This is a genomic window from Bacillus sp. FJAT-45037 (assembly GCF_002797325.1).
Classification (GTDB): Bacteria; Bacillota; Bacilli; order Bacillales; family Bacillaceae_D; genus Alkalihalophilus.
Genome location: NZ_KZ454938.1, coordinates 57000 through 81539 on the forward strand (window position 1 = coordinate 57000; position 24540 = coordinate 81539).

At 44.1% G+C, this 24540-nt stretch carries 20 protein-coding genes, 3 rRNA genes and 1 riboswitch; of the genes, 20 read left to right on the forward strand and 3 right to left on the reverse strand.

Annotated features, from left to right (window positions below; all coding sequences use genetic code 11):
- Nucleotides 1-141 precede the first annotated feature (141 nt).
- The 3 genes from CDZ88_RS00255 (at nt 142) to rrf (ending at nt 5263) form a co-directional block, all read left to right on the forward strand.
- A 16S ribosomal RNA gene (locus CDZ88_RS00255) occupies nt 142-1693 on the forward strand.
- Nucleotides 1694-1963: 270 nt separating this feature from the next.
- A 23S ribosomal RNA gene (locus CDZ88_RS00260) occupies nt 1964-4901 on the forward strand.
- Nucleotides 4902-5147: 246 nt separating this feature from the next.
- Nucleotides 5148-5263 (forward strand): 5S ribosomal RNA (gene rrf, locus CDZ88_RS00265).
- The 16S, 23S and 5S rRNA genes sit together here, the layout of an rRNA operon.
- Before the next feature lie 439 nt (nt 5264-5702).
- On the opposite strand, the gene CDZ88_RS00270 is transcribed toward rrf, so the two are convergent.
- Complete coding sequence (locus CDZ88_RS00270; protein WP_100371644.1) at nt 5703-6020, reverse strand: hypothetical protein; 318 nt, start codon at nt 6018-6020, stop codon at nt 5703-5705.
- A 280-nt stretch (nt 6021-6300) separates the two neighbouring features.
- Here CDZ88_RS00270 and CDZ88_RS00275 point away from each other — a divergent pair, with 280 nt between their 5' ends.
- The 16 genes from CDZ88_RS00275 (at nt 6301) to purD (ending at nt 21691) form a co-directional block, all read left to right on the forward strand.
- Nucleotides 6301-6507 carry a hypothetical protein gene (locus tag CDZ88_RS00275; protein WP_100371645.1) on the forward strand — a complete coding sequence of 69 codons (207 nt, stop codon included), beginning with the start codon at nt 6301-6303 and terminating at the stop codon, nt 6505-6507.
- Nucleotides 6508-6660: 153 nt separating this feature from the next.
- Nucleotides 6661-7758, forward strand: a complete 1098-nt coding sequence (locus tag CDZ88_RS00280) for a type III polyketide synthase (protein WP_100371646.1) — start codon at nt 6661-6663, stop codon at nt 7756-7758.
- Entirely contained in the window at nt 7758-8318 is a 561-nt protein-coding gene (locus tag CDZ88_RS00285; RefSeq protein WP_100371647.1) for an isoprenylcysteine carboxyl methyltransferase family protein, read from the forward strand. Before CDZ88_RS00280 ends, CDZ88_RS00285 begins: the two co-directional genes overlap by 1 nt.
- Nucleotides 8319-8410: 92 nt before the next feature.
- Entirely contained in the window at nt 8411-8620 is a 210-nt protein-coding gene (locus CDZ88_RS00290; RefSeq protein WP_100371648.1) for an NETI motif-containing protein, read from the forward strand.
- Between the two features lie 74 nt (nt 8621-8694).
- Nucleotides 8695-8796: riboswitch (purine riboswitch) on the forward strand.
- 127 nt (nt 8797-8923) lie between these two features.
- Nucleotides 8924-9409 carry a 5-(carboxyamino)imidazole ribonucleotide mutase gene (gene purE, locus CDZ88_RS00295; protein WP_100371649.1) on the forward strand — a complete coding sequence of 162 codons (486 nt, stop codon included), beginning with the start codon at nt 8924-8926 and terminating at the stop codon, nt 9407-9409.
- Nucleotides 9406-10533, forward strand: a complete 1128-nt coding sequence (gene purK, locus CDZ88_RS00300; protein WP_100371650.1) for a 5-(carboxyamino)imidazole ribonucleotide synthase — start codon at nt 9406-9408, stop codon at nt 10531-10533. Before purE ends, purK begins: the two co-directional genes overlap by 4 nt.
- A 42-nt stretch (nt 10534-10575) precedes the next feature.
- On the forward strand, nt 10576-11877 hold the full coding sequence (gene purB, locus CDZ88_RS00305) for an adenylosuccinate lyase (RefSeq protein WP_100371651.1): 1302 nt from the start codon (nt 10576-10578) through the stop codon (nt 11875-11877).
- A gap of 73 nt (nt 11878-11950) precedes the next feature.
- Nucleotides 11951-12673, forward strand: coding sequence for a phosphoribosylaminoimidazolesuccinocarboxamide synthase (gene purC / locus CDZ88_RS00310; protein ID WP_100371652.1), 723 nt, complete (start codon nt 11951-11953; stop codon nt 12671-12673).
- On the forward strand, nt 12661-12912 hold the full coding sequence (purS, locus tag CDZ88_RS00315) for a phosphoribosylformylglycinamidine synthase subunit PurS (protein ID WP_100371653.1): 252 nt from the start codon (nt 12661-12663) through the stop codon (nt 12910-12912). Before purC ends, purS begins: the two co-directional genes overlap by 13 nt.
- A complete protein-coding gene (purQ, locus tag CDZ88_RS00320; protein ID WP_100371654.1) occupies nt 12909-13592 on the forward strand; it encodes a phosphoribosylformylglycinamidine synthase subunit PurQ in 684 nt (227 codons plus the stop codon). Before purS ends, purQ begins: the two co-directional genes overlap by 4 nt.
- Nucleotides 13576-15801, forward strand: coding sequence for a phosphoribosylformylglycinamidine synthase subunit PurL (gene purL, locus CDZ88_RS00325; protein WP_100371655.1), 2226 nt, complete (start codon nt 13576-13578; stop codon nt 15799-15801). Before purQ ends, purL begins: the two co-directional genes overlap by 17 nt.
- Nucleotides 15777-17189, forward strand: coding sequence for an amidophosphoribosyltransferase (gene purF / locus CDZ88_RS00330; protein ID WP_100371656.1), 1413 nt, complete (start codon nt 15777-15779; stop codon nt 17187-17189). The genes purL and purF overlap by 25 nt, the downstream gene beginning before the upstream one ends.
- 51 nt (nt 17190-17240) lie before the next feature.
- Nucleotides 17241-18284: a phosphoribosylformylglycinamidine cyclo-ligase gene (gene purM, locus CDZ88_RS00335; RefSeq protein ID WP_100371657.1), complete on the forward strand. Its 1044-nt coding sequence runs from the start codon at nt 17241-17243 to the stop codon at nt 18282-18284.
- Complete coding sequence (gene purN / locus CDZ88_RS00340; protein WP_100371658.1) at nt 18281-18871, forward strand: phosphoribosylglycinamide formyltransferase; 591 nt, start codon at nt 18281-18283, stop codon at nt 18869-18871. Before purM ends, purN begins: the two co-directional genes overlap by 4 nt.
- Nucleotides 18868-20403: a bifunctional phosphoribosylaminoimidazolecarboxamide formyltransferase/IMP cyclohydrolase gene (purH, locus tag CDZ88_RS00345; RefSeq protein ID WP_100371659.1), complete on the forward strand. Its 1536-nt coding sequence runs from the start codon at nt 18868-18870 to the stop codon at nt 20401-20403. The genes purN and purH overlap by 4 nt, the downstream gene beginning before the upstream one ends.
- Before the next feature lie 16 nt (nt 20404-20419).
- Nucleotides 20420-21691, forward strand: a complete 1272-nt coding sequence (purD, locus tag CDZ88_RS00350) for a phosphoribosylamine--glycine ligase (RefSeq protein WP_100371660.1) — start codon at nt 20420-20422, stop codon at nt 21689-21691.
- On the opposite strand, the gene CDZ88_RS17870 is transcribed toward purD, so the two are convergent.
- Both CDZ88_RS17870 and CDZ88_RS00355 read right to left on the reverse strand, forming a co-directional pair.
- Nucleotides 21666-21788 carry an EYxxD motif small membrane protein gene (locus CDZ88_RS17870; RefSeq protein ID WP_332849213.1) on the reverse strand — a complete coding sequence of 41 codons (123 nt, stop codon included), beginning with the start codon at nt 21786-21788 and terminating at the stop codon, nt 21666-21668. The two genes, purD and CDZ88_RS17870, sit on opposite strands and share 26 nt — an antisense overlap.
- 520 nt (nt 21789-22308) lie before the next feature.
- Entirely contained in the window at nt 22309-22572 is a 264-nt protein-coding gene (locus CDZ88_RS00355) for a YgaP family membrane protein (protein ID WP_198507795.1), read from the reverse strand.
- A gap of 172 nt (nt 22573-22744) precedes the next feature.
- Between CDZ88_RS00355 and CDZ88_RS00360 the strand changes: the two genes are divergently transcribed.
- Nucleotides 22745-24484, forward strand: a complete 1740-nt coding sequence (locus tag CDZ88_RS00360) for an adenine deaminase C-terminal domain-containing protein (RefSeq protein ID WP_100371662.1) — start codon at nt 22745-22747, stop codon at nt 24482-24484.
- Nucleotides 24485-24540: the final 56 nt, after the last annotated feature.

Consider the following 24540-nt stretch of genomic DNA (forward strand, 5'->3'; position numbering starts at 1 on the left):
TTTGAATCTGAGATTGATATGATAATAAAGTCGCTAACAACGACGCAACAAAAACGTTCTTTGAAAACTGAACAAAAGCCAAGCGAAAAAAATGAGATACATGATATCTCGTCAATGTTTTATTTTGAGCAATCAAACACTTTTATGGAGAGTTTGATCCTGGCTCAGGACGAACGCTGGCGGCGTGCCTAATACATGCAAGTCGAGCGGATCAATGGGAGCTTGCTCCTATTGATTAGCGGCGGACGGGTGAGTAACACGTGGGCAACCTACCTATAAGATTGGGATAACTCCGGGAAACCGGGGCTAATACCGGGTAATCCTTTTCTCCACATGGAGGAAAGGTAAAAGATGGCTTCGGCTATCACTTATAGATGGGCCCGCGGCGCATTAGCTAGTTGGTAAGGTAATGGCTTACCAAGGCGACGATGCGTAGCCGACCTGAGAGGGTGATCGGCCACACTGGGACTGAGACACGGCCCAGACTCCTACGGGAGGCAGCAGTAGGGAATCTTCCGCAATGGACGAAAGTCTGACGGAGCAACGCCGCGTGAGTGATGAAGGTTTTCGGATCGTAAAGCTCTGTTGTTAGGGAAGAACAAGTGCCGTTTGAATAAGGCGGCACCTTGACGGTACCTAACCAGAAAGCCACGGCTAACTACGTGCCAGCAGCCGCGGTAATACGTAGGTGGCAAGCGTTGTCCGGAATTATTGGGCGTAAAGCGCGCGCAGGCGGTCTTTTAAGTCTGATGTGAAAGCCCACGGCTCAACCGTGGAGGGTCATTGGAAACTGGGAGACTTGAGTACAGAAGAGGAGAGTGGAATTCCACGTGTAGCGGTGAAATGCGTAGATATGTGGAGGAACACCAGTGGCGAAGGCGACTCTCTGGTCTGTAACTGACGCTGAGGCGCGAAAGCGTGGGGAGCAAACAGGATTAGATACCCTGGTAGTCCACGCCGTAAACGATGAGTGCTAGGTGTTAGGGGTTTCGATGCCCTTAGTGCCGAAGTTAACACATTAAGCACTCCGCCTGGGGAGTACGACCGCAAGGTTGAAACTCAAAGGAATTGACGGGGGCCCGCACAAGCAGTGGAGCATGTGGTTTAATTCGAAGCAACGCGAAGAACCTTACCAGGTCTTGACATCCTTTGACCACCCTAGAGATAGGGCTTTCCCCTTCGGGGGACAAAGTGACAGGTGGTGCATGGTTGTCGTCAGCTCGTGTCGTGAGATGTTGGGTTAAGTCCCGCAACGAGCGCAACCCTTGATCTTAGTTGCCAGCATTCAGTTGGGCACTCTAAGGTGACTGCCGGTGACAAACCGGAGGAAGGTGGGGACGACGTCAAATCATCATGCCCCTTATGACCTGGGCTACACACGTGCTACAATGGATGGTACAAAGGGCTGCAAAACCGCGAGGTTGAGCGAATCCCATAAAGCCATTCTCAGTTCGGATTGTAGGCTGCAACTCGCCTACATGAAGCCGGAATTGCTAGTAATCGCGGATCAGCATGCCGCGGTGAATACGTTCCCGGGCCTTGTACACACCGCCCGTCACACCACGAGAGTTTGTAACACCCGAAGTCGGTGGGGTAACCTTTATGGAGCCAGCCGCCTAAGGTGGGACAGATGATTGGGGTGAAGTCGTAACAAGGTAGCCGTATCGGAAGGTGCGGCTGGATCACCTCCTTTCTATGGAGTATTTTAACTCTAGTCGATGTATGACCTTGGGTCATATGCGCTTTGGATCTTTTGTTCAGTTTTGAGAGAACACAAAACTCTCAACATAAGCTAAGGGAATAAGGAACCACGCTAAGTTCGCAACGTCCTGTTGCAACGCCTGGTACTTACATCCTGTAAGCATTGTTCTTTGAAAACTAGATAATGAAATGTAAACATGAACGTTCATCGAAAGATTGAACGAGAATGTCAAGAATTCAACAACCTTTTTTAATTTTTTTTGGTTAAGTTAGAAAGGGCGCACGGTGAATGCCTTGGCACTAGGAGCCGAAGAAGGACGCGACGAACAGCGAAATGCCTCGGGAAGTTGTAAGTAAACGTTGATCCGAGGGTATCCGAATGGGGGAACCCACTATTCGTAATGGAATAGTACCCATGCCTGAATACATAGGGCATGAGGAGGCAGACCTGGGGAACTGAAACATCTAAGTACCCAGAGGAAGAGAAAGCAAATGCGATTACCTGAGTAGCGGCGAGCGAAACGGTAACAGCCCAAACCAAGAGGCTTGCCTCTTGGGGTTGTAGGACACTCAATACGGAGTTACAAAGAAATAGGATAGGCGAAGCGATCTGGAAAGGTCCGCGGTACAAGGTAACAGCCCTGTAGTCGAAATTCTATTTTCTCCTGAGTGGATCCTGAGTACGGCGGGACACGTGAAACCCCGTCGGAATCCGGGAGGACCATCTCCCAAGGCTAAATACTCCCTAGTGACCGATAGTGAACCAGTACCGTGAGGGAAAGGTGAAAAGCACCCCGGAAGGGGAGTGAAACAGATCCTGAAACCGTGTGCCTACAACTAGTTGGAGCCCATTAACGGGTGACAGCGTGCCTTTTGTAGAATGAACCGGCGAGTTACGATGTCGTGCAAGGTTAAGCTGATAAGGCGGAGCCGTAGCGAAAGCGAGTCTGAATAGGGCGATGAAGTACGACGTCGTAGACCCGAAACCGTGTGATCTACCCATGTCCAGGGTGAAGTTCAGGTAACACTGAATGGAGGCCCGAACCCACGCATGTTGAAAAATGCGGGGATGAGGTGTGGGTAGGGGTGAAATGCCAATCGAACTCGGAAATAGCTGGTTCTCCCCGAAATAGCTTTAGGGCTAGCCTCGAGGTTGAGAGTTTTGGAGGTAGAGCACTGATTGGACTAGGGGTCCCCACAGGATTACCGAATTCAGTCAAACTCCGAATGCCAAAAACTTTTACTCGGGAGTCAGACTGCGAGTGCTAAGATCCGTAGTCAAGAGGGAAACAGCCCAGACCATCAGCTAAGGTCCCCAAGTATACGTTAAGTGGAAAAGGATGTGGAGTTGCCCAGACAACCAGGATGTTGGCTTAGAAGCAGCCACCATTTAAAGAGTGCGTAATAGCTCACTGGTCGAGTGACTCTGCGCCGAAAATGTACCGGGGCTAAACGTATCACCGAAGCTATGGATTGACACCTTTGGTGTCAGTGGTAGGGGAGCGTTCTAAGTGCAGCGAAGTCAGATCGTAAGGACTGGTGGAGCGCTTAGAAGTGAGAATGCCGGTATGAGTAGCGAAAAGAGGGGTGAGAATCCCCTCCGTCGAAAGCCCAAGGTTTCCTGAGGAAGGCTCGTCCGCTCAGGGTAAGTCGGGACCTAAGCCGAGGCTGAAAAGCGTAGGCGATGGACAACAGGTTGAAATTCCTGTACCACCTCCTCACCGTTTGAGTAATGGGGGGACGCAGTAAGGTAGGGTAAGCGCGCTGATGGATATGCGCGTCCAAGCAATTAGGCTGAGAAGTAGGCAAATCCGCTTCTCGCGAAGGCTGAGTTGTGATGGCGAGGGAAATTTAGTACCGAAGTTCCTGATCCTACACTGCCTAGAAAAGCCTCTAGCGAGGTGAGAGGTGCCCGTACCGCAAACCGACACAGGTAGGCGAGAAGAGAATTCTAAGACGCTCGGGAGAACTCTCGTTAAGGAACTCGGCAAAATGACCCCGTAACTTCGGGAGAAGGGGTGCTCTATTAGGGTGTATGCCCGAGAGAGCCGCAGTGAATAGATCCAAGCGACTGTTTAGCAAAAACACAGGTCTCTGCGAAGCCGCAAGGCGAAGTATAGGGGCTGACACCTGCCCGGTGCTGGAAGGTTAAGAGGAGGGGTTATCCTTTGGGAGAAGCTCTGAATTGAAGCCCCAGTAAACGGCGGCCGTAACTATAACGGTCCTAAGGTAGCGAAATTCCTTGTCGGGTAAGTTCCGACCCGCACGAATGGTGTAACGATTTGGATACTGTCTCAACGAGAGACCCGGTGAAATTATAGTACCTGTGAAGATGCAGGTTACCCGCGACAGGACGGAAAGACCCCATGGAGCTTTACTGTAGCTTGATATTGGATGTTGGTACAGTTTGTACAGGATAGGTAGGAGCCTTGGAAGTCGGAGCGCCAGCTTCGACGGAGGCGTCGGTGGGATACTACCCTGACTGTGCTGACATTCTAACCTCGGACCGTGATCCGGTTCAGGGACAGTGTCAGGTGGGCAGTTTGACTGGGGCGGTCGCCTCCTAAACAGTAACGGAGGCGCCCAAAGGTTCCCTCAGAATGGTTGGAAATCATTCGAAGAGTGCAAAGGCATAAGGGAGCTTGACTGCGAGACCTACAAGTCGAGCAGGGACGAAAGTCGGGCTTAGTGATCCGGTGGTTCCGCATGGAAGGGCCATCGCTCAACGGATAAAAGCTACCCTGGGGATAACAGGCTTATCTCCCCCAAGAGTCCACATCGACGGGGAGGTTTGGCACCTCGATGTCGGCTCATCGCATCCTGGGGCTGAAGTAGGTCCCAAGGGTTGGGCTGTTCGCCCATTAAAGCGGTACGCGAGCTGGGTTCAGAACGTCGTGAGACAGTTCGGTCCCTATCCGTCGCGGGCGCAGGAAATTTGAGAGGAGCTGTCCTTAGTACGAGAGGACCGGGATGGACACACCGCTGGTGTACCAGTTGTTCCGCCAGGAGCATCGCTGGGTAGCTACGTGTGGACGGGATAAGTGCTGAAAGCATCTAAGCATGAAGCCCCCCTCGAGATGAGATTTCCCATGGAGTTAATCCAGTAAGACCCCTTAGAGATGATGAGGTTGATAGGTCTGGTGTGGAAGCGTGGCGACACGTGGAGCTGACAGATACTAATCGGTCGAGGACTTATCCAAAATTATTCTTGACACATGTTTACGAAACCACGCTAAGTTCGCGACGTCCTGTCGCAACGCCTGGTACCCACGTCCTGTGGGCATTATCTAGTTTTGAGAGAACAACTCTCAATTTTATATTATTCACGAAGAGGATCAAAGAGTTCGAGGAAGCAACGTAGGTCCTACCCGGAGCGTATCAAGCATACGTGAGGATAGGAACAAGGAAGCTGACGAAGAAATCTGCCGATCATCTGAAGTGATAAGTTTGGTGGCGATAGCAAAGAGGTCACACCCGTTCCCATGCCGAACACGGACGTTAAGCTCTTTTGCGCCGATGGTAGTTGGGGGCTTCCCCCTGTGAGAGTAGGACGTTGCCAAGCATCTAAAAAGCATTCCATTTATGGGATGCTTTTTTTTGTCTATGTAAATGGATAGGTAAGGTAATATAAGAATTTATTGGTAAGTTCCATCTGAATCAAGCACTTGAAGAAAAAATGCACATGTTCTTTTTAGATGATTTCTTTCTAGCGAGGTACTTCGAAGCAAGAGTTGCATAACTGGGGTCTTCTCTGTAGGAGAATATGGATGAGCCAGGACGTTACCGAGCACTTAAAAAGCATTCCGTTTATGGGATGCTTTCTTTTGATTTTACAAGACTCAGTTAGTGTGCTTCTTTAAATAAACGACTCAAGCCGTTAACATAGCCACTTTTATCTAATCATAAGATTAAATAGTAGGATCGAGTTATTAACATGAATAAATAGTTAATGCCGATCGATAGAAGATTTCATGACAATGAACTAAATTATTTAGAGAGAATCATTCAATAATTAATTCAGTCTGATGTCGATCCCAATATATTGGAGGTAGATGAGGATAATCAAATACGTATTTAAAGTACCACGTATATAGAAGTCTATGTTGATTTTCTAATGTATGACGTTCGACATTATACTGTCTTAATTCACTTGTGACAGATTGTCCTGCTTCATGTTTTACTATGATCTCTTCTTGTAGCGACATCACCCGATCGGTTCTCGTTTCTATCATCTGATAACCTAGATACGTAACAAGACTATAGCAAACTACTAAGAATACAAAGAAGCACAGAAAAAGGGACTTTAATTCTTTTATCATGAGTACACTCCTCTCTTACTCGAACATAAAATGAGATGACGTATAAACCTGTCTAATAATAAACAAAACCGGTGTGAGGGTTGTCATCTTTTATTTACTATATGTTCAAAGGGGAGAAGGTGTCCCTTTGAACGGAGAACTTGTTTAGAAAAATATCATGTCAGAACATCCGACAAAGGTATTGAACGGACAAATTTGTGTGGGGTAAGATCAATATACTTACTTCTTAATACAAGAATCTAACGAGGCTATATTTGATATATGGAAGGGGGATCTGCTGATGGAGCGATATTTGTGTATTGAATTTGGAATAATAAAAGAGGATATACTCATTTCCCCTATTTCTAATAAGAAAGTGACCATTGAAGAGTTAATAAATAAGCTAGAAGATCAAGGTATCGTTGAACAAGTTATGCGTACGATTGGAACAATAAAATTCTTAGGGAGAAAGGGAGTCATCACCTATCTAACAAAATTAGTCGACTAGATCAATGATGGTACGTATTGTGATTTTTTTCTTAAGACAATTATGGTTCAAGTGCATCATCATTCAACATTCATTTTTTACATTGTAGTAAATGAATGGAAATGATGGATTAGGGCAATATAAGACCACATCAATAGGATAGGTGGTCACATTATGCCGTCAATCATATCAATTAGTTCGTATGCACCGCCCCATACATTAACACAGGATACGACAACAGAATTTGCACGTGAGTTATTTAGTGAAAGTTATCAAGATATCGAAAGACTCCTCAACGTATTTGCTAATGGTCAAATTAATGAAAGACAGTTGGCTGTACCGATTGAGTGGTTTAAAGAAGAGCATTCGTTGCAAGAAAAGAATGATCTATACATTGAACTTGCGACAAAATACGGAGCAGAAGGCATTATGAAATGTGTAACCAATCGTTTGTTTCTACAAGAAGATGTTCAATTAGAGGAAATTGATGCTATTATTTTAGTGTCTAGTTCAGGGATGTCAACACCTAGTATTGATGCACGCATTATGAATGTGCTTCCTTTTTCTCCTCATACAAAAAGAATTCCACTTTGGGGACTTGGTTGTGCCGGGGGAGCAGCGGGGATAAGTCGTGCTTTTGAATATTGTAAGGCGTATCCAGAATCAAATGTACTTGTTGTTTGTATTGAGTTATGTAGCCTCACGTTTCAGCGCAATGATCGTTCTAAGAGTAATCTAGTAGGCACTTCTCTTTTTGCAGATGGTATTGCATGTGCCCTTGTTTCAGGGGACGAATCTATGATGATAAACAATATAGCGAAATCTGTCCGTCCGGTTATTAAGTCTACATTGAGTACGCTAATGCCACATTCAGAGGAAGTCATGGGATGGGATGTGAAAGATACTGGTCTTCATGTTGTGTTTTCAAGGGATATTCCTTTAATCATAAAAAAATGGTTGAAACCGAATGTAGAAGATTTCCTTATGAAAAATGGAATTGAATCAGGTCAGATTGATGCCTTTGTTGCCCATCCAGGTGGGAAAAAGGTGTTAGAAGCTTACGAGGAAACGTTATCGATGCCAGAATCAATGACGGAGATCTCAAGAGAGGTGTTACAAAAACATGGGAATATGTCTTCACCCACTGTGCTTTATGTTCTTGAAAAATTTATGCAAGTAGAAAGAGAACCAGGGGCTTATGGATTAATGGCTGCACTCGGACCTGGTTTTTGTTCAGAGCTTGTATTGATTCAGTGGGAGGGCGTTCATTAATGGGCTATATCTATATATTTATTAGCTTTGTAGTCATCCAACGAATCGTGGAGGTCATTATTGCAAATCAGAACGCATCATGGATCAAAAAGCAAGGAGGTTACGAGGTAGGAAGAGATCATTATAAATACATTGTTTCCTTACATGCTTTCTTTTTTATTGCTCTTTTGCTTGAGATATCTGTATTCAAAGCAAGCGTTCCTAGTTGGTCACTGATTCCGTTAATCCTTTTCCTTGTGGCTCAAATCGGCCGTGTGTGGGCACTCTCTTCATTAGGCCGTTTTTGGAATACAAGAATTATGGTTTTGCCTGGAGCAAAAGTAGTTGCAAAGGGACCATACCGATTTATGCGTCACCCGAATTATGTTATTGTGGCGTTGGAGCTTATTGCATTGCCTTTTATTTTTCAAGCGTATTGGACGGCTCTTATTTTTTCGGTCTTAAATGTCATCATACTTAGAGTGAGAATCAAGGAAGAGGAAAGAGCATTAAAAGAAGCGACGAACTATGAAGATGTTTTTAAAGATCGTGCTCGTTCTGTTCCGAGTTATGACGAGTAAGAGGCTAGCTTAGCTAGTCTTTTTTTCTTTGAGTAAAAAATAAATGATATAATGGCGTAAAGACTAAACAGATAAGATAGAGGTGAAAATCCATGAGTAAGAAGAAGAAAATGAAGTTTGAAGTCGGTGAAAATGAAACCATTAACGACTGTCTAGATCGTATGACAAAAGAGGGCTATCAAGCTGTGAGAAGAATGGAAGAGCCAGTGTTTGAAGAGAAGAAAGTTGGGAGAACAGTGGAATACATACCGGTAAGACAAAAAATCATCTTTGAAGGCAAACTGCTAGAAAGCGAACAATAATAGTCTGACATTTTGGTAATGTTCGACTTTTTATTGACATACTCCCCGTTGCCTTGTAAGATGAAGTTAAATAAACGGAAAACAGAATAATGCCTCATATAATCACGGGAATATGGCCCGAAAGTTTCTACCCGACAACCGTAAATTGTTGGACTATGAGGGAAAGTACACTTCTAGATAATCCTACTAGAAGTGTCATGAAAGCGCGGAATTAGCTTCCTTTCTCTCAATCTCGAGTAGACAAAGATAGCTAATTCTGCGCTTTTTTTGTGGAAGAATAACCATGGTAAAGGGGAGAGCATGATGAAGCCAGTAGTCGGAGTAATTATGGGAAGTACATCAGATTGGGACACAATGAAGCATGCTTGTGATGTGTTAGAGAAGCTAGAGATTGGTTATGAAAAAAAAGTCGTCTCTGCTCATCGAACACCTGATTTAATGTTTGACTATGCGGACACTGCAATTGAACGAGGTTTACAAGTGATTATTGCAGGGGCAGGAGGAGCGGCTCACTTACCAGGAATGGTTGCCGCCAAAACCGTCTTACCGGTCATCGGTGTTCCTGTCCAGTCAAAAGCGCTCCAAGGACTTGATTCTCTACTCTCCATCGTTCAAATGCCAGGAGGTGTTCCTGTTGCGACCGTTGCAATCGGGACGCCTGGGGCGAAAAATGCTGGCCTCCTTGCAGCCCAAATGATTGGAGCAACTAATCATGCGGTACAAAATAAGTTAATAAAACTACGTGAGGAAACAAAACAAGCGGTGTTAGAAAGCAGTGACATTCTATGAAACAAGTGATTAATCCGGGTTCAACTATAGGAATCATTGGTGGCGGACAGCTTGGTAGAATGTTAGCAATTGCTGCGAGGCAAATGGGGTACAAGATTGTTGTCTTAGAGCCCTCAGAAAATTCTCCATGTCAAGGAGTAGCTGATGAGATGATCACCGCGAGTTATGATGATCAACTTGCAGCAAAGAAGCTTGCTCAACTAGCTGATGTGATCACTTATGAGTTTGAAAATATTGATAAGAATACGGCTCAATTGCTGACAGAAATAGCGTACTTTCCACAAGGTTATGAGCTTCTTGGTATCACACAACACAGATTGCGTGAAAAAGAAGCGATTACAGCAATCGGAGTCGAAGTCGCGCCATATAAAGCGATTGCCTCCATTAACGACTGTCAAGATGCTGCAAGAGAGATTGGCTTTCCAGCTGTACTAAAAACATGCCAAGGTGGTTATGACGGGAAAGGGCAAGCGGTTGTTCACAATGAAACGGATCTACTTCAAGCAACACGGCAATTGTTAGGAGAAACAGAGCTTGTTCTTGAAGGGTGGGTCCCATTTTCATGCGAGCTTTCCGTCATTGTCACACGCTCAACAAAAGGCGAAACAAAGACATTCCCTGCAGCGGAAAATGTTCACGTGAATAATATTCTTCATCAATCGATTGTCCCAGCAAGAGTATCTGATGCTGTGCTAGAGCAAGCCGAGAAGATCGCCCTTAAGTTAGCGGACGAATTGGGGTTAGTTGGCATTCTAGCGATTGAGATGTTTGTGACAGAAGATGGGAAGGTTTTAGTTAATGAACTTGCTCCCCGTCCACATAATTCCGGGCATTACACGATTGAAGGATGTGAGACATCACAATTTGAGCAACAGATTCGAGCGATTTGTGGCTGGCCACTAGGCTCAACCAACTTCCACCAAGCAACTGTTATGGAAAACATACTTGGGCAACATATAGAAGATGTGTTGCACTCTGTAGAAAAGTTAGGGGAAGTGAAACTCCATCTATACGGCAAGAAAGAAGCTAAACAGAACAGAAAAATGGGGCATCTAACAGCAACCGGTGTAACGGTAGACGTCGCACTCGAAAAGCTTCAGCGAATACCTGAGCGAATGTGCTAGAATGAGTAAGGTAATTTTACTTTAGTAGTGGAGGATGGTTCGATGATTGAACGTTATACACGCCCAGAAATGGGTGCCATTTGGACAGAGGAAAATCGTTATCAAGCATGGTTAGAAGTCGAGATTGTGGCTTGTGAAGCTTGGGCTGAACTTGGGGACATTCCGAAAGAAGATGTCGTGAAAATCCGTGAAAACGCGGGCTTTGATGTGGATCGTATTCACGAGATTGAAGCACAAACAAGACATGATGTTGTAGCTTTTACTCGTGCGGTTTCTGAGACACTTGGCGAAGAGCGAAAATGGGTACACTATGGCCTAACGTCTACGGATGTTGTTGATACAGCTCTATCTTACTTATTAAAACAAGCTAATGAGATCTTACTCGCTGACCTTGAGCGTTTCCTTGGCATTATTAAAGACAAAGCCATTGAACATAAATTCACAGTCATGATGGGACGTACACACGGGGTACATGCTGAGCCAACAACATTTGGACTAAAGCTTGCTCTATGGTACGAAGAAATGAAACGTAACATTGAACGCTTTAAGCGTGCAGCAGAGGGAGTTCGTTTCGGAAAACTATCAGGAGCAGTTGGTACTTACGCAAATATCGACCCACGAGTAGAAGAACTTGTATGTGAGAAATTAGGGCTACAAGCAGCACCAATCTCTACTCAAACATTACAACGCGACCGTCATGCAGAATACATGGCATCAATTGCTCTAATTGCTACATCAATTGAGAAATTTGCTGTAGAAATTCGCGGCCTACAAAAAAGTGAAACACGTGAGGTTGAAGAGTTCTTTGCAAAAGGTCAAAAAGGGTCTTCTGCGATGCCGCATAAACGTAATCCAATTGGATCTGAGAATATGACAGGCCTTGCACGTGTCATTCGCGGACACATGATCACAGCATATGAGAATGTTCCGTTATGGCATGAGCGTGATATTTCGCATTCATCAGCAGAGCGCATCATTCTACCAGATGCAACCATTGCTTTGAACTATATGTTGAACCGCTTTGGAAACATCGTTAAAAACTTAACGGTCTTCCCTGAAAACATGAAGCGTAACATGACCCGTACGTATGGTCTAATCTATTCACAACGTGTGCTATTATCATTGATCGACAAAGGAATGGCACGTGAGGAAGCGTATGACCTCGTACAACCTAAGACAACGGAAGCGTGGGAAAAAGGTATTCAATTCCGCGAGCTTGTTGAACAAGAGGAAGCGATTACTAAGATTCTTTCCGAAAAAGAAATTGATGATTGCTTCGACTATAATTACCACTTGCAGCATGTCGACACAATCTTTACTCGTTTAGGCTTAGAAGCAAACTAATGAATGAATGAGGAGTCAGCAAGGCTCCTCCTTACCATTAAAATTGCCAATATTCTGATTGTGAGGGTCTGTTATGGAAAAAAAAGAGCAACTTTACGAAGGAAAAGCGAAAAAGATCTACCGTACAGAGGATGATCAGTTATTGTGGATCTCCTACAAGGATGATGCGACAGCTTTTAACGGAGAAAAGAAAGACCAACTAGAAGGTAAAGCTCGCTTAAACAATGAAATATCAGTACTAATCTTCTCCTATTTAGCGGAACAAGGGATAAAGAGTCACTTTGTAAAACGGCTATCAGAAACAGAACAACTTGTGAAAAATGTCGAGATCGTCTCTCTTGAAGTTGTTGTCAGAAACAAAGTCGCAGGAAGTATGGCGAAACGTTTGGGGCTTGAGGAAGGGATGGACTTACCAAGACCAATCGTTGAATTTTATTACAAAGACGATGCTTTAGGTGATCCGCTTTTAACAGAAGATCACATCGCCTTGTTACAGACGGCAACTACAGAAGAAATATCACAACTTAAAGAGATGTCGACGGAAGTAAATAAGCATTTGCAACAATTATTCAAAAGCATTGGTGTAAGGCTCGTTGATTTTAAGTTGGAGTTTGGTCGAACAAGCGATGGTTCATTGCTTCTAGCAGACGAAATCTCTCCTGATACATGTCGATTGTGGGATATGGAAACGAATGAACGTTTTGATAAAGATTTATTCCGTAAAAATCTAGGAAACTTGCAAGCTGGTTATCAAGAAATTTTAACTCGATTAGGAGGCCTATCATGTACAAAGTAAAGGTGTATGTCACGTTAAGAGAGAGTGTGCTTGACCCACAAGGAGTAGCAGTGAAAAGCGCGCTACACACAATGAATTATCAAGAAGTAGAAGAGGTTCGTATCGGAAAATATATGGAACTAGTTGTAAAAGAAAGAGAGAATGTTGAAGGAAGAGTCGAGGAAATGTGTGAGAAGTTACTTGCCAATACCGTGATTGAAGATTATCGCTATGAGATTGAGGAGGTCGTCCCATCATGAAGTTCGCTGTGATCGTCTTTCCTGGATCAAATTGTGACGCAGATATGTATCATGCGGCAAAAGATGTCCTCGGGGCAGAGGTGGAATACGTCTGGCACAACGCGACATCGCTTGATTCATTTGATGGGATCTTACTTCCTGGGGGTTTCTCTCACGGGGATTACTTACGCTCTGGGGCAATTGCACGTTTTGCACCGATCATGAAGGCGGTTATCGAGGCAGCAAATGCTGGAATTCCCATCCTCGGGGTGTGTAATGGATTTCAAATTTTATTAGAAGCAGGCTTATTACCAGGGGCGATGAAACGAAATGATCAATTAAAATTCATTTGCCGTCCGACGACATTAATTGTAGAAAACACAGATACGCTGTTTACCGCAAACTATGAACAAGATCAAGAGATTCTCATTCCTGTTGCACACGGGGAAGGAAACTATGACTGTGATGATCAAACGCTAGAAAGGCTGAAAAACAATAATCAAATTGTATTTAAGTATAGAGGAAATATTAATGGCTCACGCGAACAAATTGCTGGGATCATTAATGAAAAAGGAAATGTACTAGGTATGATGCCACATCCTGAGCGTGCCGTTGAGGCTTTGCTTGGAAGTGACGATGGTCTAGAATTATTTCAATCAATTGTACGAAATTGGAGGGAAACTCATGTCGCTACTACTTGAGCCTACAGCAGAACGTGTAAAAGAAGAGAAACTATACTTGGAAATGGGTTTAACTGATGAGGAGTTTTCATTAGCAGAATCTATTTTAGGACGTACACCAAATTATACGGAAACAGGTTTGTTCTCTGTTATGTGGTCTGAACACTGTAGCTATAAAAATTCAAAGGTTTTATTACGCAAGTTTCCAACGGAAGGTGAGAAAGTCCTTCAAGGCCCAGGTGAAGGGGCTGGCATTATTGATATTGGTGATGAACAAGCGGTGGTATTTAAAGTCGAAAGTCATAATCATCCATCTGCGATTGAACCATATCAAGGAGCAGCAACTGGGGTAGGTGGAATCTTACGTGACGTCTTTTCCATGGGAGCTCGTCCAATTTCGATACTGAACTCATTACGTTTTGGAGAATTAACTTCTCCTCGTGTACGTTATTTATTTGAAGAAGTCGTTGCTGGGATTGCTGGGTACGGAAACTGCATCGGTGTACCGACTGTTGGGGGAGAAGTCCAATTCGACCCTTGCTATGAGGGGAATCCCCTCGTTAATGCGATGTGCGTTGGCTTAATTGATCATAAAGATATCCAAAAAGGCCAAGCAAAAGGTGTGGGAAATACGGTAATGTATGTCGGAGCAAGTACAGGACGTGACGGGATTCACGGGGCAACGTTTGCATCTGAAGAGTTGAGCGAGAATTCAGATGAGAAGCGTCCAGCCGTCCAAGTTGGCGACCCATTTATGGAGAAACTACTTCTTGAAGCATGCCTTGAACTCATTCAATCTGATGCTCTTGTAGGGATTCAAGATATGGGAGCAGCAGGCTTAACATCGTCGTCAGCTGAAATGGCAAGCAAAGCCGGCTCTGGGATTGAGATGAATCTCGATCTTGTGCCACAACGTGAAAAAGGGATGACCCCTTATGAGATGATGCTCTCAGAATCACAAGAGCGTATGTTGATTGTGGTGAAAAAAGGGCAAGAACAAGAAATCAAAGAAATCGTTGACCGTTGGGGATTATTGTCAGCAGAGGTAGGAACCGTAACCGACGATAAGCAGCTACGTTTGCTTCACAATGGAGAAGTGGTAGCAGATGTACCAGTAGATGCCCTAGCTGAAGAGGCGCCTGTCTATCATAAGCCTTCAGCCGTTCCGACGTATTATAAAGAATTTCAGGAACAAAAGCAGTGGGTTCCAACCATTGCAGATACCAAAGATACATTGCTTCAACTTCTCGCCCAACCAACGATTGCAAGCAAAGAGTGGGTGTATAACCAGTACGATTATATGGTTCAAACAAATACGGTTGTGACACCTGGTTCAGATGCTGCTGTTGTACGCATTCGCGGAACACGAAAAGCACTGGCGATGACCACAGATTGTAATTCACGATATCTCTATCTAGATCCAGAAGTAGGTGGGCAGATTGCAGTCGCTGAAGCTGCACGTAATATTGTTTGCTCAGGTGCAACGCCGCTTGGATTAACAGATGGGTTGAACTATGGCAGTCCAGATAAACCAGAAATCTTCTGGCAACTTGAGAAATCAACCGATGGAATGAGTGAAGCATGTCGTGTATTAGAGACACCGGTCATTGGCGGTAATGTCTCTCTTTACAACGAAACAAATGGTGTCGCGGTGTACCCAACACCAGTCATAGGCATGGTTGGCTTGATTGAAGATCTTGATCATATTACGACACAGACATTTAAACAAGCTGGTGACTTGATCTACATGATCGGTCAAACGAAACCTGAATTTGGCGGTAGTGAGCTTCAGAAGATGATGAACGGTTCCATTTCAGGAAAAGCACCGACACTCGATTTATCTGTAGAGAAGAAGCATCAATCTATGCTTCTTGCAGCAATCAAAGCTGGTTTCATTCAATCTGCCCATGATGTCGCTGAAGGGGGAGTAGCTGTTGCTTTAGCAGAAAGCATCATCAACACCGAGCTTGGCGCAACAGTAAAGTTAGACAGTGAGTCTAGCGCAGAGTGGTTTGCAGAATCCCAATCACGATTTATTGTTTCGGTAAAGCCTGAAGACCAAGCTCAATTTGAACAAATGGTTGAGGCAACATTGCTTGGCGAAGTAACAGGGCAGGACACACTGATTGTATCCACAATTGACGGTCAAGTAGAGATGCACGCGAGACGAGATGAGATGACAAAGGCTTGGAAGGGAGCCATCCCATGTTTGCTGAAATCAAAGGCTTAAATGAAGAGTGTGGTGTGTTTGCAGTTTGGGGGCATAAGGACGCTGCTCAAATTACGTATTATGGCTTACACAGCATGCAGCATCGAGGACAAGAGGGAGCTGGCATCGTCGTGACTGACGGTGCACAGCTTTCCGTTCATAAAGGAATGGGACTTGTCAACGATGTGTTTCGTTCAGAGGATTTAACACAACTTGAAGGAAAAGCGGCGATCGGTCACGTTCGGTATGCGACTGCTGGTGGAGGCGGCTTTGCCAATGTACAACCACTCTTATTTCGTTCCCAACGCGGTGGCCTTGCATTAGCTCATAACGGCAATTTAGTAAATGCAAATAATTTAAAGCATCAACTGGAGAGCCAAGGAAGCATTTTTCAATCGACATCGGATACAGAAGTACTTGCTCACTTGATTAAACGAAGTGGTTATTCAAGCTTAGAAGATCAGTTGATAAATGCGCTAGCTATGCTAAAAGGTGCGTATGCATTTGCTGTAATGAATGAGGACCAGTTGATGGTTGCTCTTGATCCGAACGGTCTACGCCCATTATCGATTGGTCGATTAGGAGACGCTTATGTGGTGGCGAGTGAGACATGTGCGTTTGATATTATTGGTGCCACCTATGAGCGTGATGTTCAGCCTGGTGAGTTAGTCGTTATCGATGATGATGGTCTCCGTTCAGAACGGTTTGTTAGCACAGGCAATCGTGCGATTTGTAGTATGGAATATGTATATTTTGCGAGACCCGATAGCAATGTCGATGGCGTCAACGTGCATACGGCCAGAAAGAATTTAGGAAAACAACTAGCGATTGAATCTCCTATTGAAGCAGATGTCGTGACAGGTGTACCAGATTCAAGCATTTCAGCCGCGATTGGCTACGCAGAGCAAACAGGCATCCCGTACGAACTTGGAATGATCAAAAATCGTTATGTTGGGCGGACTTTTATCCAGCCATCACAGGAGTTGCGTGAGCAAGGTGTGAAGATGAAACTATCTCCTGTCCGTGGTGTCGTTGAAGGCAAGAGAGTCGTGATGATAGATGACTCGATTGTACGAGGAACAACGAGTAGACGAATTGTTCGAATGTTGCGTGAAGCAGGAGCGAAAGAAGTTCATGTTCGAATTAGTTCACCACCGATTAAAAATCCTTGTTTCTATGGAATTGATACATCCACAACCGAAGAACTCATTGCCTCCAATCATTCGATTGAAGAAATGCGTGAGATGATGGGGGCTGATACATTAGCCTTCTTATCAACAGAAGGATTAATGGAAGGAATCGGGCGCGATGATACATCGCCTAACTGTGGACAGTGTCTCGCTTGTTTTACAGGATCGTATCCAACAGAAATTTATGCAGACACGCTTCACCCCCATGCAAAAGTATAAAAAGTTCGAGACAATTTCGAGACAATTTCGAGACAATGAGGAGGAACAAGGATGTCAAAAGCATATAAGCAAGCCGGTGTAGACATTGAAGCTGGATATGAAGCGGTGCGAAGAATGGGGCAACATGTCCGCCGAACCATGCGACCAGGAGTTCTTGGAGGATTAGGTGGCTTTGGGGGCATGTTTGATCTTTCAAGCTTAGAGATGAAGGAGCCTGTGCTCGTTTCAGGGACGGACGGGGTAGGTACGAAGCTGATGCTTGCCTTTATGATGGATCAACATGATACGATCGGTATCGATGCGGTTGCGATGTGTGTCAATGACATCGTTGTTCAAGGAGCAGAACCTCTTTATTTTCTTGATTATTTAGCTGTTGGAAAAGCCGATCCCGAACGAATTGAAGCAATTGTTAGTGGAATTGCGGACGGATGTGAGCAAGCAGGGTGCGCACTCATTGGTGGTGAGACGGCAGAGATGCCTGGCATGTACCAAGAAGAAGAATATGATGTTGCTGGATTTGCTGTTGGAGCGGTTGAGAAGAAGGACCTTTTAACAGGTGAGGCAATTAATCCAGGTGATATAGTGATAGGTCTCTCATCGAGTGGTCTTCATAGTAATGGCTTCTCATTAGTACGTAAGGTGTTGTTAGGTGACCATAACCTGTCACTGACAGACCATTTACCTGGCCTTTCTGGTACCCGTACCCTTGGCGAAGAACTACTCACACCAACAAGAATCTACGTAAAACCGATATTAGAAGCATTACGAACATTCCCGATTCATGGGTTAGTGCATATTACCGGGGGAGGTTTTTATGAAAATATCCCTCGCATGTTACCTAGTGGTTGTGGAGTTGACATTGATTATGGATCGTGGCCAATTCCAGCGATCTTCTCTCTGATCGAGGACTATAGTAAATTACCGAAAAAAGAACTTTTTAATACATTTAATATGGGAATCGGAATGATGGTCGTCGTGCCTGAAGACGTTCATACAAAAGTCATTCACCTTCTAGAAGCCGAAGGGGAGAAAGCGTTTATCATCGGTCGTGTAACGGAGGGCGAAGGAGTTACTATTGGAGGCATCAACGAATGAAAATCGCCGTTTTTGCCTCTGGAACTGGAACAAATGCCGAAGTGTTGATGAACGCAGCTAAGGTAGGTCGATTAAGAGCAGAGATCGTACTAGTAGTTAGCGATAAACCTACAGCAAAGGTACTAGATCGCGCAAAACTAGCTGGGGTGGAGACCTTTGCGTTTCAACCATCAAACTATGAGAATAAAAAAGCTTTTGAGAAAGAAATCGTCCAGGAGTTAAGGAGTCGTAATGTAGATGCAGTCGTGTTGGCTGGTTACATGCGCTTAGTAGGTCCGACGTTACTGTCAAGCTATGAAGAGCGAATGGTCAACATTCATCCGTCGCTCCTTCCAAAGTTTCCAGGTCTTGATGCAATTGGTCAGGCGTACCGAGCGGGTGTAAAAGAGACCGGTGTAACGATTCATCTAGTTGACGCCGGGATGGACACTGGGCCAATCATGGCACAACAGAAGATCGAAATCGCGTCAGATGATACAATAGAGACGTTAACAAAAAAGATACAAGCTGTAGAACATCAATTATATCCAGAAACAATTCATAGCTGGATCGAGTCGATGGAGCTGGAAGGAGTTAAGAAAAAATGAAGAGAAGAGCATTAGTCAGTGTATCGAATAAAGAGGGCATTATCCCATTTGTTGAGGGGCTAGTTAAACAAGGGTTTGAGGTCGTCTCAACAGGGGGAACAAAAAAAGCGATCCAAGAAGCAGGTATTGCTGTCACCGGTATTCAAGAAGTAACCGGTTTTCCAGAAATTCTAGAAGGACGTGTCAAAACTCTCCATCCAAACATTCACGGTGGATTGCTTGCCATGCGTGAGAAACAAGATCACTTGAAACAACTAAACGAACATCATATTACACCAATTGATGTCGTTGTGGTTAATCTATACCCATTCCAACAAACGATTGCTAAAGAAGGTACAACATTTGAAGAGGCAATCGAAAATATCGACATTGGTGGGCCAAGTATGCTACGAGCTGCGGCAAAGAATCACAAGCATGTCACAGTCGTTGTCGACCCTACTGATTATGAAGGGGTTCTGGCAGAATTACAAGAAACATCAGATGTGAAATCGGAGACGCGTCGCCGTCTTGCAGCGAAAGTATTCCGTCACACAGCAGCCTATGATGCAGTCATTGCTGAATACTTAACAGAAGCTGTCGGGGAAGAAAGTCCAGAGTCATTCACTATTACATATGAAAAAAAACAAGACTTACGTTACGGAGAGAACCCTCACCAAAAAGCAACATTTTATAAAAAGCCGTTAGCTAAAAAGGGTTCAATTGCAACCGCTGTTCAACTACATGGAAAAGAGCTTTCGTACAACAATATTAATGATGCAAACGCAGCTCTTGCGATTGTGAAAGAATTTATGCAACCAGCAGCTGTTGCAGTCAAACATATGAACCCATGCGGTGTTGGAACAGGTCAAACGATAGAAGAAGCGTATGATAAAGCGTTTGATGCTGATCACGTCTCAATCTTTGGTGGCATCATCGCTTTAAACAAAGAAGTCGATGCGTCGACAGCCCTTAAAATGAAGGAAATTTTCTTAGAGATTATTATTGCTCCATCATTTACAAAAGAAGCGCTTGCTATCTTACAAGAGAAGAAAAACCTGCGTTTACTAACCGTTGAGACAACTAAAGCAGCATCGACAGAAAAAACACTCACATCGATCCACGGTGGTTTACTCATACAAGATGAAGACATATATAGCTTTGAAGATGCTGACATCACAGTTCCAACAAAACGTGAACCAACAGAAGAAGAGTGGAACGCTTTGAAACTTGCATGGAAAGTGGTAAAGCATGTGAAGTCAAATGCAATTGTTCTTGCAAATAATCAAATGACAGTTGGAGTTGGGGCAGGTCAGATGAATCGTGTGGGTGCAGCTAGTATTGCACTAACTCAAGCAGCCGAGCGTATGGAGGGTGTTGTGATGGGATCTGATGCATTCTTTCCAATGGGTGACACCGTCGAAGCCGCAGCGAAAGCTGGAGTAAAAGCAATCATTCAACCAGGCGGTTCGATTCGCGACCAAGAGTCGATTGATATGGCTGATCAATATGGCATTGCTATGGTCTTCACAGGCGTCCGTCATTTCAAACATTAAGAGGAGGCAACTGAGCATGAATGTTCTAGTCATTGGAAGTGGTGGTCGTGAGCATACGATCGCATGGAAGCTCAACCAAAGTAAACAGGTGGATACGGTATTTGTCGCACCAGGCAATGATGGGATGCGCGATGTTGCAACTAATGTAGCCATTTCTGAGGGAGATCACGAGGCACTTGTCCAATTTGCCAAGGAAAATGATGTTCAACTTACCATTGTTGGTCCTGAGGTGCCCCTTTTAGCAGGACTTGTCGATCGATTCACTGAAGAAGGACTTGTCGCATTTGGACCGAAAAAAGGCGCAGCACGTCTTGAAGGAAGTAAGTCTTATGCGAAGGGAATTATGGAGAAATACGACATTCCAACAGGTGCTTATCAAACATTTACTGATTATGACTTAGCGGCGAGTTACGTGAAGGAACAAGGTGCCCCGATAGTCATTAAGGCAGATGGTTTGGCAGCTGGAAAAGGTGTCGTTGTAGCGATGACTGAAGAACAAGCGCTTAATGCTTTGCAATCGATGTTAAATGATCAAGCATTTGGTGAGGCGAGTGCCTCTGTAGTCATTGAAGAGTATCTCGAAGGTGAAGAGCTATCATTGATGGCATTTGTCCACGGGAACGTTGTTGCCCCTATGGTAGCTGCGCAAGATCATAAGAGAGCGTTTGATCAAGATGAAGGACCGAACACTGGAGGAATGGGTGCATATTCTCCTGTTCCACAGTTTGGTCAAGAGCAAATTGATGATGCGGTCAAAAGAATCTTAAAACCAACGGCACAAGCGATGATCACTGAAGGCCATCCGTTTACAGGAATTTTATATGCTGGACTAATGATGACAGCCACAGGGCCGAAAGTCATTGAATTTAACGTTCGCTTTGGTGACCCTGAGACGCAAGTCGTACTCGCGCGTCTTGAATCTGATTTAATTGATGTTATTCAGACACTACTTGAAGGCGATCAGCCACAGTTATCATGGTCAAATGATGCAGTCGTTGGTGTCGTCATGGCGAGTAAGGGATACCCAGGAGTATACGAAAAAGGATCAGTGATTAAAGAGCTCGAGACATTTTCTGAAGAAGCGATGTTATTTCATGCCGGAACAAAGCTTGTCGATGGGCAATGGGTAACAAATGGTGGACGCGTCGTGCTCGCTGCAGCTCGAGGCGAAACGCTGAGCATCGCACAAAAGTCTGTATATAATTATCTTTCAAAAATAGAAAGTGATGGTCTTTTCTACCGTCGAGACATCGGACACAAAGCTATTTCGAGCGTTTTTTCTTCATAAACACATACAAAAACGCAATTACACTTCCAATGAGCAAAATATAAATAAACAACGAATCCGTTGCATACTCTTGAATATTGAACATAATAACCTCCATTTAATGCAAAACCGTATAAGTCATGACTTATACGGTTTTGTTTTTACTGTTAAAGACATGTAAAAGGAGAAATCGAGTAATTTTATGTTTTCTTTAATACCTTTAAGAGGTGTTTTCGCGCGAGTGACACTGTTTTCCGCGCACCATGGACCCCGTTTCGAGCGAATTGTCATCATTTCCGCGCAAAACAAGTAAGTTTTCGCGCAAGTGCAGTATAAAAATGGAAAAAAGTTTGTCCTTCCACTTTCTTGTCTAGCTACAGGGCTCAGCGGCTAGCACAATTCCGTTCGCCTCGGTCGATAAGTCAACATCGAATCACTGCGTTCTTCGTGTTTCCTTTATCTCGGTCGCCGCCCTCCATTTTGTAAACCGCTTAACGAGCTCCTCCGCCTTTCTTTGTCTAGCTTCGGCTCCTTGGGTTGCGGGGAAAACCGGTGAATCGAACGAAGTCAAAAAGCGACTTCTTATCGCTCCCCCCTAGTTTTCCCGCTACCCAGAACAGTCGCCTCCGCTTTTCTAATCACGATGGGTTCATGACTCTTGGGTCTTGGTGGTGGTCTTCTTGTTTTTCGTCTTGGTTATGCATGAGCTCGTTTTTGGCAATATAGATGAGTGGGCAGAAGCGGGTGATGCCTTCTGCAATTTTCATTCCTCCAAGCATGGCTGCAAGAAGCGAACGGTTATGATGGGGCTTTCTGACAAGTTTTGAAATTGAATAAGCAAGTACAGTAAAGCCTGCGGTAATTCGGATTAGAGCATCAATTCGGCCTATATTTGGTTTCAAAATAATTCAACTCTCTTTCATCATTTAGTTTTCGCACGCAAGTCGACAAAAATATGTCAAAAAATTTGTTAGAAGATTTGACAACTTTAATGAGTTAATGGGTCATTGTGTGGTACGATAGAAACAATTCGTAATTGACAATTAACAGGAATAAAGGAATGGGTGATTTCAGATGACGGAGCGAATTTATCGCTGGACTAAAAAACGTTTACGCCAACAACTTGAGGTTGTTAGAGGAGAGCAAGCGCCTTCGCTCGTCCTAAAAAATGCAACCTACCTTAATCATGCTCGACGAAAATGGCTACAAGCAAATATATGGATTACTCAAGATCGCATCGTTTATGTGGGAGACGCGATGCCAGAAAAAGTGGAGGGAACAGAAATTGTTGACTGTTCAAACTCGTATATCGTTCCTGGCTATATTGAGCATCATGCGCATCCATTTCAACTTTATAATCCCCATAGTTTCGCAAAATATGCAGCTGCGCGGGGAACGACAACACTCATTAACGATAACTTAATGTTCTTTTTAAATCTCGAAAAAAAGAAAGCGCTTTCTTTGATTGAAGCTTTAGATGAGTTGCCTTCATCGATGTATTGGTGGTGCCGTTATGATGGACAGACTGAATTAAAAAATGATGAGCTCTTTTCTAATTCGAAAATGAAAGCATGGCTGGAGCATCATTTAGTTATTCAAGGCGGGGAATTAACGTCATGGCCTAAAGTATTAGCAGGTGATGATTCCACGCTGCATTGGATGCAAGAAACAACAAGACTTCGTAAGCCAATTGAAGGTCATTTTCCAGGTGCCTCGGAGAAAACTCTTTCACAAATGGCTTTGCTCGGTGTGACATGTGATCATGAAGCGATGACAGGAGAAGAAGTGGTGAGGCGTTTGAACCTCGGATATACGACATCCTTAAGGCACTCATCGATTCGACCTGATCTACCGAAGCTGCTCAAAGAAATGAAGGAGCAAGGAGTCGATGTGTTTGATCGATGCATCATGACAACAGATGGTTCAACACCAACTTTTTATGAAAAAGGGGTCATGGATTACTTAATTAAGATTGCGCTTGAAGAGGGAATCGACCCTATTGATGCGTACGCGATGGCAACTTATAATGTAGCCCGTTATTATAATCTCGATCATAAGTTGGGCATGATTGCTCCTGGGCGAATCGCACATTTGAACTTCTTGTCAGAGATCGATGACCCTACACCCACATCGGTATTAGCAAAAGGACAATGGGTAATGCGTGAGGGCAAACAATGTGAAGGTTATGAAACGTTCCCATGGGAAGATTATGGTATTAGCTCGTTGAAGATTGACTGGGATTTAACGGCAGATGAATTGCACTTCTCGATGCCAATGGGAATTGAGATGGTGAATGCGGTCATCTTAAAACCGTATCAAATTCCAATTGAATGCACAGAAAATGAGTTAAGTCATGATCATGATGAAAGTTTCTTTGTCATGCTGGATAAGAATGGGAAGTGGCTTATTGCCACATTGTTAAAAGGATTCGCTAATCGTATTTCGGGCTTTGCTAGTTCATTTTCCAATACAGGAGATATTGTATTAATCGGTAAAAATTTAAACGACATGATTCAAGCATTCAATGCGCTTAAGGAACAAGGTGGGGGGATGACACTTGTTGAGGATGGCGAGTTGATAGGGTCTATTCCGCTTACTCTTTTCGGGCTACTATCATCAAAACCGATGCAAGAGGTGATAGAGGAGGAGAAGACGTTTGTTCAGTTGCTGAGAGAACGTGGATACAAACATGCTGACCCTATTTATAGCTTGTTATTCTTCTCGTCGACACACTTACCGTATATTCGTGTTACCCAGCACGGAATTTATGATGTCCATAAGAAAACGGTACTCTTTCCTTCGATTATGCGTTAAACTAAAAAAGGAAATGATTTTTTTGAGGATGCTTTTAAATAGTAAAAAAGGCGGGA